Below are 13,595 nucleotides of genomic sequence, written 5' to 3'. Positions count from 1 at the left end.
ATATTTATCTGTCTTCGTACATGATTTTAGTTTAAGTTTAACTGGCCAACCAGTTTTAGTTAGTTTTAGAAATGAAGAAATGCTGCCTTCTCATTGTTTCCATTTTTACAATACAAGCGCTATATGGTCAGGTGTCCAAAAAAGACAGTCTACTCCACGAGCTCTCCGTAACAAGCAGGAGTGATACCACCAGAGTACTGGTGTTGTTGCAGCTTTCGGAGATAGCGGTCGAAAGCGGTGAGGAAAAGGATTTTTTGGCCCAGGCGTTAAATGAGTCAAAACGCATGCAGTATGAGCATGGAGTTGCCGAGTCCTGTTATTCTCTTGGGTGGTTGTCTTTCAGGAACGACGAATACGACGCATCCTTAGCATATTTTTCGCAGGCGTTAGATGTTTTTTCCTCATTGAGCGACCAGCTGGGTAGCGCTAAAACGCTTTCCCGTATTGCCACGGTTCGGGAGGAACTGGGAAGCTACGAAGAGGCATTGGAGTATTACTTCCAGGAACTGGAAATTCTTGAGGAGATAGATGCGAAATACTCCATTGCCAACTGCTACAACAATATCGGGAACCTGTTTCGGATACAGGATGACTTTGACAAAGCGATGTTCTACTTCAAGTCGGCTTTGGCCATTCAAAATTCGCTTGAAAACGAACTGAGTGCCGCCGGCGTCCTTAATAGCATAGCGCTTGTGCATGGAGAGCTTAAGCAATACGATAGTGCTATCCATCTTTATTATCAGGTGCTGCATGTTGCTGATGAAAATAGTAGCAAGAACCTGGCAGCAATAGCTTCCAATAATTTGGGCAAAGACTATCGGAATATTGCAGCCTACGACAGTGCCTTGAAATACTTAAAAAGAGCTGATGAGCTGAACGTAGCAGATGGCAGCGCCAGTGGGCATGCGCTGGCGCAAACAAACCTGGCGGAGACTTACTTGCTGAAAAAGGACTATGGCGAGGCCCTGAAATATGCTAACGAAAGCTACAGACTTGCGAAAGAATTGGGAAATAAAAGACTGATAAGCAGGTCTTCCAATCTACTTTATCAAATCCATGAAGCGGGAGGGGATTATAAGAAAGCTTTTGAATACCTCAAAAGTTATAAGATATATGAAGACAGTCTTTTTGACAGTCAAAAATATGAGTCGATAGCCAAACTGGAGCTGGCCTACAATGTGGAAAAGAAAGAACAGCAAATAGCTGCGCTCCAACGAGAAAATGAACTGGCCGCACTGCGAAGAAACATTTTGATAGGGTCGGTAATTGTTACAGGCCTAATTGGTTTCCTTCTCTACAATCAGCAGCGCCTCCGCAGCAGGAAGAATAGGTTGCTGCTGGAAAAGGAAAAAGAAGTCGATCGCATGAAGTCCAGGTTCTTCGCCAATATTTCTCATGAGTTTAGAACTCCCCTTACGTTACTCATCGGCCCTATTGATCAAATAAAACAGTCGGTTTCCGATGAGAGGCTCCAGCTTTTTCTCGACATCATGAAAAGAAATGCGGGCAGGCTGCTGGCACAGGTAAATCAGTTGCTGGACTTGTCAAAGCTTGATTCGGGGCAGCTAAAGCTCAAAGTAGTTGAGTTTGATTGTGTTCCTTTTTTAAAGGGTATAGTGATGTCTTTTGACTCTCTGGCCCGGACACGTAAAATCAACTTTGGTTTCAGCAGCGAAGTGGATCAGCTAATGCTATGTGCAGATAAAGATTCGCTGGAAAAGATAATTGTCAACCTGGTAACCAATGCGCTAAAATTTACCCGTGCTGGCGACACGGTAAGTGTTGCCGTGTTGAAGGTAGAAGGCAGCCAGTTGCTGCCGTCCGGAAGTGAGGCGCTGGAGATTGTGGTGAAAGACACTGGGATAGGATTTGATGCGCAGACTGCTGAGCATATTTTTGAGCGATACTATCATACCGAGAGCGACATGCAGGCAAGCACAGGCATAGGGCTGGCCTTGGTGAAGGAGCTGGTGGAGAGCCACTCGGGAGCTATTGAGGCGAAGGGTGTTAAGGGAGAAGGCAGCCTGTTTCGGGTGCATCTTCCGCTGGGCAAAAGCCATTGGGAAAGATTGACTATATACCCAAACACTGCGGACTATACAGCTGAGGTTATGGCAGACGACGTGCCCCTGAATGATGCTGAGGCTGGGACAGACACCGGGGCGGAAAAGACGCTGCTCCTTATTGAAGACAACGAAGACGTGCGGTTGTTCATCCGCAAGATCCTTGAAGATCAATTCAAGGTACTAGAAGCCCCCGATGGCAAGTCAGGAATCCGGCAAGCGCAGGAGCAGGTGCCGGACTTGATCGTGACTGACATCATGATGCCGGGAATGGATGGGTATGAGGTAACCCGACAGCTAAAAACCCATATGGAAACCAGCCACATTCCGGTGATCATGCTTACAGCCAAAGCAGACCTGGAAAGCAAACTCCAGGGCCTGGAGACAGAAGCGGATGACTACCTCACCAAACCCTTCGAGGCGACGGAGCTTTTGGCAAGAGTGGATAACCTGATTCAATCAAGGGCAAAGCTCAGAGAGCAGTTTAGCCAAATTGTTACTCTCAAGCCGAAAGGAGTGGCTATTACATCAATTGATGCTGCCTTTCTTGATAAGCTTATGGTTTCCATCGAAGATCATCTGGATGACGCCAACCTGAGTGTGGAGTATTTGGGTGGCCTCATCGGAATGAGCAGAAGCCAATTGTACCGGAAGCTACAGGCCATCACCGGCCTTTCGCCTAACCAACTCATACGTGATATCCGATTGGCCCGCTCTATGGAATTGCTGAAGAACAATTCGGGCACAGCAGCGGAAATCGCCTACATGGTTGGGTTTAGCAGCCCCAATTATTTCAGCAAGTGCTTTCACGACAAGTATGGCTTTGCGCCCGGCGAAGTACGCAAGCAGTACGACCCGCATAGCAGCGGCCTATGACGGGCAGCGATGACGAAAAGGGGAAGTAGTGGGATCACTACCTCGGCCAAAAAGCAGGTTTTTCAAGCGTTCCATGGTACCGGCAGTCGCCACATTCGGCAGGGATCATAACGATGGGCTCAATGGCGGCGATCAGGTAATCCCATTGCCTGTAGAGACCAAAGTCTACGGCAGTTAGCGGATAACGGAGCTCAGCAATGCAAGGGTCGCTGGGGTACTGGACTCCCTGGCCAAGTAGTGTTACTTTGTCCACGAAGAGCATTTTCTCCGACACCGCCCCCGCATCAAAATAGCCCAGCACAGCCGCTTCCGGGTCGTTTACCTGTCGGATGTTGCCCCTAATTTCATAAGGCTGGGGATCGAACAGTGTGCCAAGCGATTCGGAAGTCTTTTGAAGCTCGTACCAATAGCGGTAGGATGGCTCACTAAGGGCATATTGTTTCACCAGAATGCTATACAGGCCACTCAATTTGTAGCCACCTGTGCTCACGTAGGTCACCTCGAGTTTCTTTACACGATCCTCGGTATAGCTACTTGTGTTGGCCACCAGAATGTTGCTACCCGGGTGAGTCGCATAGCAAAGTCCCAGCCTGGGATTTCTGACTACGAAGGCATCCTGCGTGGGATCAGCAACCCAGTCGCCAGGGTAACTGAGCTTCACCTCGTAAGTTTCTATGTAGTCGTATCTGTAAAACCTCGTTTGGCCGGTGCTATCATGCGCATCCACGAAAATACTGATCCCATCATTCACTTCTCCTGCCACATCAGTGAGGCGAAGTTCCCGCTCGTAATATACGCTGTCGATAGGAGGGCTTTGCTTTAGCTGCACGATGTCGGATTGGTACTGATCGCCCGACGATGCCACGATGCTGAGCTGGTATTTGCCCCCTATATGCCCGATAAATACGTTTGGATCACTCTGGTAAACTCCGGGAGCTGTTTCCACGAAAAGATATACTTCCCCTTCTTCATCGACAACGGAGACCGCCGCCCCGGCTTCCGGCAAAGCGCCAGGACTGCTGAGTGGCGCTGTTCTGCTAAGAGTGATCGTGTAGGGTTCGGTGCTGTTGCTTATAAAGCCATCTACCACCAGCACACTTTTGAATCCGGGGTCTTCCGGTTCAAATGGCTCAACGCATGTGCTGAGTAAAAGAGCGATAAGAATGCAGCTAAATCTTGTGAACAAGGCGGTGAGGTTTTTACTCAGAGTCTTAAACATTTTAGCGAGGCTGCGCCCCAATGCCCGGTATTCACTAAATAAATTTTGTTCAAAATACTCACCTCCTTTGCCTTCTAGAGCCAGGTTTCCGGCAGGAATGGTATAGATAGGACTTGCAACCCTCGCATTTGGGCCGGCCTGGCAGGCACGTGAAAAAGCTACTTTTCGTAAACTACCAGGGGAAAATCGTTGCCATAGGAATAGCCTGAAGGGAATTGCGGCTTTCCCTTGTGGGTTTGTGATAGCTCTGGCACTCGTGATTCTACCCAGGCACTCAGTTCCTTGATGGTGATCTGCTGGTCGGCATTGGTGCCGTCAGCAGCTCCTGTGAGGCCTTCCAGCAGGGCATAGGTAAACACACCATGTCCCAGCGATTCGAATTCAGTGGCAAACTGCTCTGAACCTGCTGCCATTAGCCAGAAGGTACCAGTGCTTCTGGCCAGTCGGGCGATGGCCCTTTCCTCGGCGGCGCCCCTGGCAGCTACTGCTCCCAATGCAGCGGCGGACTGACAGGCATCGAGGATATACACCTGCTTCTGAGCGTTAATCGTCTGCGCAATGTCTTTCAGCTGGCTGGCCGACAGTGCTTGTTCAAACAGCTGTTCATCCCTGCCATATAGCTGGGTGATGTTGTGTGGCACAAGGAAAAATTCGGATGGCTCTGAACCACCTTCCGACCTTACCCCGTGGCCGGCATAGTAAAATACAAACAGGTCCTGCTCCTTGGCCGACTGACTTACAGTTTGCAGCGCCTTCATTACGCCCTCTCGGGTGAAGTCTTCATTGCGGACGGTGATCTTTTCTACAGTACTAAAGACGCCCGAAGCTCCTTTTTCCATGGCAGTGGCGAAGGCATCAGCATCGGCAATGGCATAGTTGAGATTGTACTTGGGATTGAGGTAGCTGTCGATGCCTACTGTGACCAGGTACAGCCTGGGCGGATCGTCACTTTTGCCCTGGTAATTCACCACGAGCTTTTTCTTCTCCGACTCCAGGTTGTCGGCGGTTGCCACTACAGCGTAAAAGTAGTTTTCCTCCCCGAAGGTGGTGGTCAGGTTTACCTCAAACTGTGCGAGCCCATTGACAGGTGCTGCTGTACCCACTAGCTTGTTATTATGAAACAGCTTAAGCTGACTGGCATTTTCAACGTTCTCGGTCACCTCCAGGGTGATGGTAGATGCACGGGTGCCCGACTTTACCTTGGGTATTTCCTGTCTGTCAGAAATGGTTGCGCCATTGAAAGACTTAATTCTGAGTGAAGGGACGCTAGCTATCTGTGCTTCCATATCCACTTCAGGGATGGCCGCTTCACCTGTCATCAGTTCGGCCAGCAAGCCTGGACTGAATTGTTGGTTGAAGGTGCTCTCCAGCTTCGTTCGGGTGAGCGATTTTCTGGCCGCCCAGTACAGCTTTTCCGATGCATCGGTAGTCCCGTCAAACCGGCCATCTCGGGTTACAACAGCCAGGCTGCCTCCTGCATCCACAAAGATGTAACCGACAATGGCATTCTGAGATGCACTGTAGATCTGATTGATATTGTCGCCGTAAGCGTTGATGATTACTTTGTCATCGCTTAGGGTGTAATGTGGATGCGCAAGGTATGTTTTGGGGCTGAGCATCCTGTTTCGTTCGTTCAGGCTGACCTTGGTGGTAAACACCTTACCGTTGCCATGGATGTCGAACACACTAAAACCACGGAAGCCGACCGTGCCCAGCACTTTGTCTTTTACCCGAAGGAAGGTAAGGTAAAAACCCACGTCGTCACGCTGTTCGTTAGACTTGCCATTTACTACGCCAAGAATAAATAGCTCCGTACCTGCATCGGGATTGGCTGGGGGAGCATGTCTGAGCACAGGAACAGAAATGGCTGTTTCTACAGATCTGTTTTTCCACCCAATGACCTGGCCTTTTTCCAGGTGATCATAATCTGTCAGGTAGATACCCTCATACTTCTGTAGCAACGTGCCCGTTTCGTACTTGTATTCGAGGGAGTAGCGCTTTTTGAAGCCGCCGATTGAAGGAGTTACCAGTATTTTTTTCTCAAAAGGGCTGAAGGAAATAATAGAGATCTTCTTTGGATGCGAAATGGTAGCCACGAGAGTTTTGGTGGTGGCGTCCCAAATAAATGCATCGTCTCCGGATACGATACCAAAATGGTTGCTCACAATTCCCACGGCGATCGTTTTGATAAACCCTTCCGTGTTCTGTGTAAGGGTAATATTCCCAGTTTCGAGGTCTACAAGCCGAAATCTGTTTTCTTCTACAAGAAGGATGCTTTGCTGGTCTTGGGTGAAAACAATCTCTTTGACGTCTTCGATGTCTATTTTAAAGGTTTTGATAAAGGTAGTATGCAGCAGGTCGAGCACGCTCAGCTCGCCATTACTTAGCAGGAAGGCAGCTAGCTTCTTATCGGGCGACACCGTCATGCCCAGCTGTCGTGCCTGAAGAGCGTCTTCATCATATTCCAGCCGTGTGGCATCTACAACCTGGCCCTGAAGGCTCCATGCCGAAAGCAGCAACAAAAAAAATATGGAACAGGTGAGCTGTTTCATAGAAGGAAGGTAATAAATTTTTAAAGGCGATGCCAGTTAAGAGATTGTTGGGTGTCTCAGCGAAACGTGTCGGTTGTTTCCCCTATGTTCCCCGGTGTGTCTTCACACCGGCCCTACGAAGTATCATCGTCATAGGCTGCTGGTGCGTGGAGATACGCACCAGGACGGGAGTAAGACAATGTTGTGGCACCACTGAACTTCCCACAACCACGTCATCTCTTGGCTATCACTGCACTGCGAAATGACGGTGCTTTTGGTGGCGAAACTAGGTTAACTCTCCTACGATACTTCCAATGTTTGCGTCATCAAGAGCAAAGACCTGCTTAAACTTTCAATAATATTTGAAACATCTATAAGTATCATTACGTTTGCCTTCATATGGAATACAACGAAGCGAAAAAGAAGTTCATAGAAGCCTGGGGCACCCTCGGTTCCAACTGGGGGATCAATCGGGCCATGGCCCAAATCCATGCGTTGTTGCTGATTTCTACAGAGCCATTGTCTACCGAAGACATCATGGACGAGCTGCAAATGAGCCGTGGCAATGTCAACATGAATGTCAGAGGGCTGATGGACTGGGGCATCGTGAACAAAGAGCACAAGATAGGAGAGAGGAAGGAGTTCTTTACCGCAGGAAAGGACATTTGGGAGTTGGCCAGGCAGGTAAGCAAAGAGAGAAGAAGAAGGGAAATTGAGCCAATTATCAAGGTGCTAAGTCAGGTGCAGGACGTGACAGGAGATAATAAGGAACAATTGAAGGAGTTTAAGAAAGTAACCAGCGATTTGCAGGATTTCTCTCTAAAAGTGGATGGCGTACTGGACAAGTTCACGAAGTCTGATCAAAACTGGTTTTATAAGCTGCTCATGAAGCTCTGATATTTTTTTTGAAACAAACTTTCAAAATTTATTGAAAATAATGGAAGTATCACTAAATCCCATATATCATGAATTACAACATCGTTAGTTACCTGATTTACATCCCCGTGAGCGTGGCCATCACAGTATGGGTAGCCTCAACACTGTTCAAGAACGGCAGACTATTTCTGGTAGACATTTTTCATGGCAATGCAGAGCTGGCCGACAGTGTGAACAGGCTGCTGGTCGTCGGCTTTTACCTGATCAATGTAGGCTATGCCATCTACACACTGCAGATCTTCGGCACCATCGACAGCGTACAGGTCGTAATGGAAAAGCTCAGCACCAAGCTCGGCGCCATCATTCTTATTCTTGGTGGCATGCATTTCTTCAATTTGTTTGTCTTCTTCAAACTTCGGAGCAGGGCTAATCAAACTCTTCAACCTACCCAAAAATGATCCGGTTCAACTTCTTTCTACAGTCAGTCCTTTGCGGGCTGGCTGTTCTACTCGGGATGGCACAGCTGGCCTTTGGCGAGTCAGTTTATTGGCTGCTCATATTAGCCCTGCCGCTGGGCGTCACGCAGTTTCTGGCGTCCATTCAGCTGGCGGCTTCCGCACAGCACCGAAGCAAACCGGGGCTGGTGCACACGACCGTGTCCACCCTTTACCTCGTCACTGTCATGTTTTGGGGAGACAATGCTCCTGTACTGATCATTGCCATTCCGGCGTGTCTGGCTGTGTTGTTTTGGTATGTTTCATTTCAAGCCTACAGGCAAACCCAATTATGAAAAAAATCATCATCGCCGGGGGCTCCGGTTTTTTAGGAACGGTGCTGGCGGACTATTTTGTTGCCCGAGGGGCACAGGTTGTCGTGCTTACCAGGACCCACCGACTGAACACGCCCGGCATCCACTACTATAAGTGGGATGGCCGCACTCTCGGCTATTGGACAAATCAGTTGGAGGGGGCCACGGCGCTCATCAACCTCAACGGCAAATCAGTCGACTGCCGCTACACGGAAAGTAACAAGCAACTGATTTACGATACCCGAATAGATGCCACCTACGTACTCGGCAAGGCCATCAGCCAATTGAAAAACCCGCCAAAAGTATGGGTCAATGCAGCCTCGGCCACTATCTACCGGCATGCACTCGACAGACCCATGGATGAGGCTACCGGAGAGTTGGGTGAAGGGTTTTCCGTAGATGTGTGCAAGAAGTGGGAGCAAACCTTCTTTGATGCTGACACACCAGGTACCCGCAAAGTAGCCTTACGAACAGCCATCGTGCTGGGCAAAAATGGTGGAGCCTTGCAACCGCTGAAGCACCTCGCTAGGCTAGGGATGGGTGGAAAGCAGGGAAGTGGCAACCAATACTTCAGCTGGCTACACGAAGCGGACTTTGCCAGGGTTGTGGACTATGCAATTGAAAATGAGCAAGCAAATGGAGTGTATAATGCTGCTGCGCCTCACCCTTTACCTAATAGTGAAGTGATGAGGCTTCTCAGAAAAGCGGTAGGCAGACCTTTTGGCTTGCCTATGCCAGCATGGATGTTAAAGATGGGTGCATGGCTCATCCAAACGGAAACCGAACTGATACTGAAAAGCAGATGGGTAGTTCCCCAGCGGTTGCAAGAAAGCGGGTTCGAGTTTCAGTATCCGAAGCTTGATATAGCACTGAGTGAACTTTTAAAGAGGTAAGAGGCCCGAACCAATGACCGATCATTTCCATAATAGGTTTTCTCAAGTGCAAAGAAACTTTTAAACTCTTAGTTGACTTTAATCGGTCATTCATCGTATTCTTGAAAACATGGAAGATTTGATCAGGAAAAAACTTACTCAAATAGAGCAAGATTACAATATAAAGGTACTTTATGCGTGCGAATCGGGATCTCGTGCATGGGGCTTTCCCTCGCCAAATAGCGACTATGATGTACGGTTCATCTACGCCCATAGCCTCGACTGGCACCTGTCGTTAACAGATAAAAAGGATACAATAGACCTTCCCATTAATGACGAACTGGACATCGGAGGGTGGGAGATCAAAAAAGCACTACAATTGCTGTGGAAATCAAACGCACCCATTCTCGAGTGGATTCAGTCTCCCATAGTCTATCAGGCGGACCTCACCTTCTTATCAGGCATACGGGAGGTGGCTGCCCAATGCTTCTCACCAATCGCTACTATGCATCATTATCTGAGCATGTCAAAAAAATACCTCGAGGCGTGTAGTAGCGAAGAAGTAAAGCTGAAAAAGTATTTCTATGCGCTTCGAACTGCTATTGCAGGTGCCTGGATCCGGGAAAAAGGCTCCGTTCCTCATATTGAAATAACAAAAATGTTAAGTGTTGCCGGTGAAGAAGTTCGGGATAAAATAATATCGCTTATCGAGCTCAAAGCCACGCAGAAAGAAGACTATCTTCATCCTCAGGAACCAGTCATTTTACACTTTCTGCGGGATGTGATTGAACAGAATGAAACTGCTTTCCCATCACTGTCACCCGGAAAAGGCGACTTTGATAAACTGGAGGAATTTTATCGAAAAACCGTCAAGGCCGAATAATGTCAATTGAAGAATTAAGAGCCAGAGACATCATCATATTTGAGTGCCTAAGTGGAAGTCACGCTTATGGACTTGCCACCCCAACCTCTGATGAAGACATTAAGGGAGTATTCATTTTGCCCAAAGTGGACTACTATGGGCTAAATTATGTCGAACAGGTAAGCGACGCCACCAATGACACGGTTTACTACGAGTTAAAACGCTTTGTTGAATTGCTGGCCAGAAGTAACCCCAATATGCTGGAAATGCTTTATACACCCGATGATTCGGTACTGAAGATTCATCCACTGTTTAAGCGTTTGAGAGAGATGGATTTATTATCGAAGCAGTGTAAAGAAAGCTTCGGAGGATATGCCATGACACAGGTACGAAAAGCAAAGGGGCTGAATAAGAAGATTCTTAATCCAGTGGAAAGAGATCGAAAAAGCGTGCTGGACTTCTGCTTTGTAGCGCAAGGACAGGGCTCAATTCCTGTGATAGACTTTCTGAATAAAAATGGTATTAACCAAACTGAGTGTGGGGTAGCGAATATTCCTCATATGCATGAAGTATATGGGCTTTATCAGGGGCCGGGAGAGTTCAGGGGAATTGTTAGCGGATCGGAGGCAAATGATATTACGCTTAGCTCAATTCCATCAGGACTAGCCCCTGTTGCCATATTGTCCTTTAATAAATCTGGCTATTCAAAGCATTGTAAAGAGTACAAAGAATACTGGGAGTGGGCAGAAAAACGAAATGATGTACGGTATCAAAACACCCTCCAACACGGTAAGAATTATGATGCCAAGAACATGATGCACACATTTCGACTGCTGACCATGTGCGAAGAAATTGGCAGAGAAGGGAAGCTCCATGTGCGAAGGCATGACAGAGAGTACCTGCTCAGTATAGAGACGGGAGAGTTTCAGTATGATGACTTGCTGCAGCGGGCTGAGGAGAAAATTGGCGAGATTGAAGTTGCCTATGCGACATCGGCATTGCCCGAGTTCCCCGATGTTGCAGAACTTAACAGAGCGCTGGTCGACATGCGGGATCAGTTTTATCGGAACAGGTAGGTCTAAGTTGCAGGCGAGCGGTTCATGATCCACCTGTTTCTGTTCAGCGTCTTCATTTGAAATTAAAACTGTGAGGGTGGTTTTTTGTTCTTTGTAAGTGGACGAATCACCTCGGTTGTTGTATATTAACCAACCGTGAAACTAAAGAGTATGAAACAGCAATTCTCTCTGTCAGTTGCCAGTCCATGCACTGAAAACTGGTCCAACTTCCAAACCACACCCGAAGGCGGGTTTTGCCAGTCGTGCCAAAAGACTGTTGTTGATTTTACGAAAATGAACGATCAGGAAATTCTCAGGTATTTCAGCGACCGCCAGTCCCACACCTGCGGACGATTTCACCCGGCGCAGCTCAAAGAATATGCTCAGGTGACTGCACCCACCACGCATGCAGGTTGGAAATGGTTGCAGGCCGGATTTCTCACGGCGTTGCTGATGTTTGAAAGCGGAAGGGCCGATGCGCAGACTGTTTCTGGAAAAGGAGAGGTTGAGGATGTGCAGAGTAAAGATAGCAAAGAGGAAAAGAGTGTGGCGAACCTGGAAGGATATACGGCGAAGGGAACCATAGTTGATAATGAAACAAAGGAAACTCTTGCAGGGATTACTGTTGTCTTAAAAGGTAGCACAACCGGGGTTGTTTCGGATATTGATGGGCAATTTGTATTTCCTAAACCATTGATGCCTGGCGATGTCCTTGTTTTTAGCTTCATAGGATATAACACTCAGGAGTATATTGTCCCCAAGAACGCAGCATCAAATCTTGAAGTCCCCCTCGAAATGAATTTGAAGTTTTGCTCCATGATTATGGGGCAGTTATCTATTGACCACATTTACGCAACCAAATCAAACCCCTTCCGCAACGCATGGCAAAAAGTAGCCAGCCTGTTTTGAAGCAGATGCTCCTTGTTGTGCTTCACGTTCTTTTTTCGGTGCAGCTATGGGCACAGTCACCAGCAATAGCGCAGGCGGATTTTGCCCGGGCCGACAGCGTTGCTGCGCTTTACCCGGGCTATTCTCTGGCCAACCTTAACGGTCTTTCTCATAAGCTCACCCAACCCTTTACCAACGACATTGAGAAGTTCCGGGCCATTTACCGCTGGGTGTGTAATAATATAGATAATGACTTTGAGTACTTCGAACGCAACCAAGCCAAAAGAAAAAAGCTACTTAGCGATGCGGATGCTCTTGACGACTGGAACAGGAAATTTGCGCCGCAGGTATTTAAGAGGCTGCTTCAGCAGCACTCAACGGTGTGCACTGGCTATGCCTACCTGATCCGGGAGCTGGCGTACCATGCCGGCATTGAGAGTGTGATCGTAGATGGCTACGGCCGTAATGCCGAAGCTAATATTGGTGGGCCTGGAGTGCCCAATCATTCATGGAATGCCGTGCAGCTCAGCGGCCAGTGGTACTTATGTGACGCTACCTGGTCGAGCGGCACCATCGATACGCAGCAGGGCTTGTTTATCAAGCAATTCAGAGAGGCTTATTTTCTCACGCCGCCGGAGCTGTTTGTGCTCAACCATTACCCGCTCGACACCCGCTGGCTGCTGATGGAAGCCCAGCCCAGCCTGACCTCCTATCTCAACGGGCCATTGGTTTACAACGATGGCATAGGTCAGGAAATCCTTCCGGTAGCACCAGCCACTTTTCATGTTACCGCTACTAGGAAAGTACCTATAACCTTTCGCTTCAGTGCTCCGATTCAACCAGAAGAGCTGACCCTAGAAATTGTGCAGGGAAGCCATGTACTTGATCTCAGTCCAGAGGTCACTCCGGAAGCAGACGGACTGTACAACATCATCCACACTTTCCCCGCTCGTGGCACCTATGCCCTGCATGTGAGAAATAGTGGCAATTACCTCTTTACCTATGAAGTAAGAGTAGGGAAGTAGTAGCACCCTTCCGGAGTGAAATGCTCTGATAAAAGGGGTTACTCTAGCCACTCTGCATGTGTAACCCCTTTAATGACCGGAGCGATAAAGGGTTTTTTCATAGTGCAAGCTGGCCAGCGCTGCCCAGACTACAAAAGTTTGGGAGCCCAGCCAGCGCAGGTTTTTCGCAGCACCGCTGCCAGCCAAGCAGCCTTATGCTCAACAGACAAAACTTTTGTAGTCTTTGTTGCTGCTCTCCGCAACTCGGAGCTCAATGGCCTTTCTAAAACCAAGTAAACTTCCCCCGCCTGGCGCACCCTTCCGGAGCCAAATGGTCTGATTAAGGGGGTTACTCTAGCCACCCTGCAAGTGCAACCCCTTTAATGACCGGAGCGATAAAGGTTTTTTAGTAGTGCCAGTTTCCATCCCGGGACCGCCAAAGGAAGGAGGGCGTTGTCTTTGCACAGTTACTGGAAGAACTGGCCAGGCAATCGGACGTGGTAATGACTGTGCGGGTGGCGGCGCCTGGTAGCTCGGTAGA

General features: G+C 48.4%; 11 protein-coding genes. 9 read left to right on the top strand and 2 right to left on the bottom strand.

Translation table 11 applies throughout. The features are described 5' to 3' along the window. Positions 1-71 precede the first annotated feature (71 nt). Positions 72-2,939, top strand: a complete 2,868-nt coding sequence (locus ACMVP2_RS26150; protein ID WP_416865787.1) for a tetratricopeptide repeat protein — start codon at positions 72-74, stop codon at positions 2,937-2,939. Positions 2,940-2,976: 37 nt separating this feature from the next. Here ACMVP2_RS26150 and ACMVP2_RS26145 read toward each other — a convergent pair whose 3' ends face one another. Both ACMVP2_RS26145 and ACMVP2_RS26140 read right to left on the bottom strand, forming a co-directional pair. After that, the gene (locus ACMVP2_RS26145; protein ID WP_416865786.1) at positions 2,977-4,158 is read right to left on the bottom strand and encodes a DUF4249 domain-containing protein; all 1,182 of its coding nucleotides are present in this window, start codon (positions 4,156-4,158) and stop codon (positions 2,977-2,979) included. 158 nt (positions 4,159-4,316) lie between these two features. Beyond that, complete coding sequence (locus ACMVP2_RS26140; RefSeq protein ID WP_416865785.1) at positions 4,317-6,710, bottom strand: caspase family protein; 2,394 nt, start codon at positions 6,708-6,710, stop codon at positions 4,317-4,319. Positions 6,711-7,088: 378 nt separating this feature from the next. Here ACMVP2_RS26140 and ACMVP2_RS26135 point away from each other — a divergent pair, with 378 nt between their 5' ends. The 8 genes from ACMVP2_RS26135 (at position 7,089) to ACMVP2_RS26100 (ending at position 13,075) form a co-directional block, all read left to right on the top strand. After that, positions 7,089-7,586, top strand: a complete 498-nt coding sequence (locus tag ACMVP2_RS26135; RefSeq protein WP_416865784.1) for a GbsR/MarR family transcriptional regulator — start codon at positions 7,089-7,091, stop codon at positions 7,584-7,586. Between the two features lie 68 nt (positions 7,587-7,654). Beyond that, positions 7,655-8,023, top strand: a complete 369-nt coding sequence (locus ACMVP2_RS26130; RefSeq protein WP_416865783.1) for a hypothetical protein — start codon at positions 7,655-7,657, stop codon at positions 8,021-8,023. Further along, positions 8,020-8,355, top strand: coding sequence for a hypothetical protein (locus ACMVP2_RS26125; protein WP_416865782.1), 336 nt, complete (start codon positions 8,020-8,022; stop codon positions 8,353-8,355). The genes ACMVP2_RS26130 and ACMVP2_RS26125 overlap by 4 nt, the downstream gene beginning before the upstream one ends. Beyond that, positions 8,352-9,266 carry a TIGR01777 family oxidoreductase gene (locus tag ACMVP2_RS26120; protein WP_416865781.1) on the top strand — a complete coding sequence of 305 codons (915 nt, stop codon included), beginning with the start codon at positions 8,352-8,354 and terminating at the stop codon, positions 9,264-9,266. The genes ACMVP2_RS26125 and ACMVP2_RS26120 overlap by 4 nt, the downstream gene beginning before the upstream one ends. A 109-nt stretch (positions 9,267-9,375) precedes the next feature. Then, positions 9,376-10,128: a DNA polymerase beta superfamily protein gene (locus tag ACMVP2_RS26115; RefSeq protein ID WP_416865780.1), complete on the top strand. Its 753-nt coding sequence runs from the start codon at positions 9,376-9,378 to the stop codon at positions 10,126-10,128. Beyond that, complete coding sequence (locus ACMVP2_RS26110; RefSeq protein ID WP_416865779.1) at positions 10,128-11,183, top strand: DNA polymerase beta superfamily protein; 1,056 nt, start codon at positions 10,128-10,130, stop codon at positions 11,181-11,183. Before ACMVP2_RS26115 ends, ACMVP2_RS26110 begins: the two co-directional genes overlap by 1 nt. A gap of 150 nt (positions 11,184-11,333) precedes the next feature. After that, the gene (locus ACMVP2_RS26105) at positions 11,334-12,071 is read left to right on the top strand and encodes a carboxypeptidase-like regulatory domain-containing protein (protein WP_416865778.1); all 738 of its coding nucleotides are present in this window, start codon (positions 11,334-11,336) and stop codon (positions 12,069-12,071) included. Next, positions 12,044-13,075 carry a transglutaminase domain-containing protein gene (locus tag ACMVP2_RS26100; protein WP_416865777.1) on the top strand — a complete coding sequence of 344 codons (1,032 nt, stop codon included), beginning with the start codon at positions 12,044-12,046 and terminating at the stop codon, positions 13,073-13,075. The genes ACMVP2_RS26105 and ACMVP2_RS26100 overlap by 28 nt, the downstream gene beginning before the upstream one ends. Positions 13,076-13,595 lie beyond the last annotated feature (520 nt).

Origin of the sequence: Imperialibacter sp., assembly GCF_048007035.1 — a bacterium.
Taxonomy (GTDB): Bacteria; Bacteroidota; Bacteroidia; order Cytophagales; family Cyclobacteriaceae; genus Imperialibacter.
This window is presented reverse-complemented; position numbering and strand designations above follow the sequence as displayed.

What these genes read in the sequence shown, in the direction of transcription:
- ACMVP2_RS26110 (WP_416865779.1), top strand. Translation starts at nt 10,128, where the DNA reads ATGTCAATTGAAGAATTAAGAGCCAGAGACATCATCATATTTGAGTGC.
- ACMVP2_RS26150 (WP_416865787.1), top strand. Translation starts at nt 72, where the DNA reads ATGAAGAAATGCTGCCTTCTCATTGTTTCCATTTTTACAATACAAGCG.
- ACMVP2_RS26135 (WP_416865784.1), top strand. Translation starts at nt 7,089, where the DNA reads ATGGAATACAACGAAGCGAAAAAGAAGTTCATAGAAGCCTGGGGCACC.
- ACMVP2_RS26145 (WP_416865786.1), bottom strand. Translation starts at nt 4,158, where the DNA reads ATGTTTAAGACTCTGAGTAAAAACCTCACCGCCTTGTTCACAAGATTT.
- ACMVP2_RS26105 (WP_416865778.1), top strand. Translation starts at nt 11,334, where the DNA reads ATGAAACAGCAATTCTCTCTGTCAGTTGCCAGTCCATGCACTGAAAAC.
- ACMVP2_RS26120 (WP_416865781.1), top strand. Translation starts at nt 8,352, where the DNA reads ATGAAAAAAATCATCATCGCCGGGGGCTCCGGTTTTTTAGGAACGGTG.
- ACMVP2_RS26115 (WP_416865780.1), top strand. Translation starts at nt 9,376, where the DNA reads ATGGAAGATTTGATCAGGAAAAAACTTACTCAAATAGAGCAAGATTAC.
- ACMVP2_RS26130 (WP_416865783.1), top strand. Translation starts at nt 7,655, where the DNA reads ATGAATTACAACATCGTTAGTTACCTGATTTACATCCCCGTGAGCGTG.
- ACMVP2_RS26125 (WP_416865782.1), top strand. Translation starts at nt 8,020, where the DNA reads ATGATCCGGTTCAACTTCTTTCTACAGTCAGTCCTTTGCGGGCTGGCT.
- ACMVP2_RS26100 (WP_416865777.1), top strand. Translation starts at nt 12,044, where the DNA reads ATGGCAAAAAGTAGCCAGCCTGTTTTGAAGCAGATGCTCCTTGTTGTG.
- ACMVP2_RS26140 (WP_416865785.1), bottom strand. Translation starts at nt 6,710, where the DNA reads ATGAAACAGCTCACCTGTTCCATATTTTTTTTGTTGCTGCTTTCGGCA.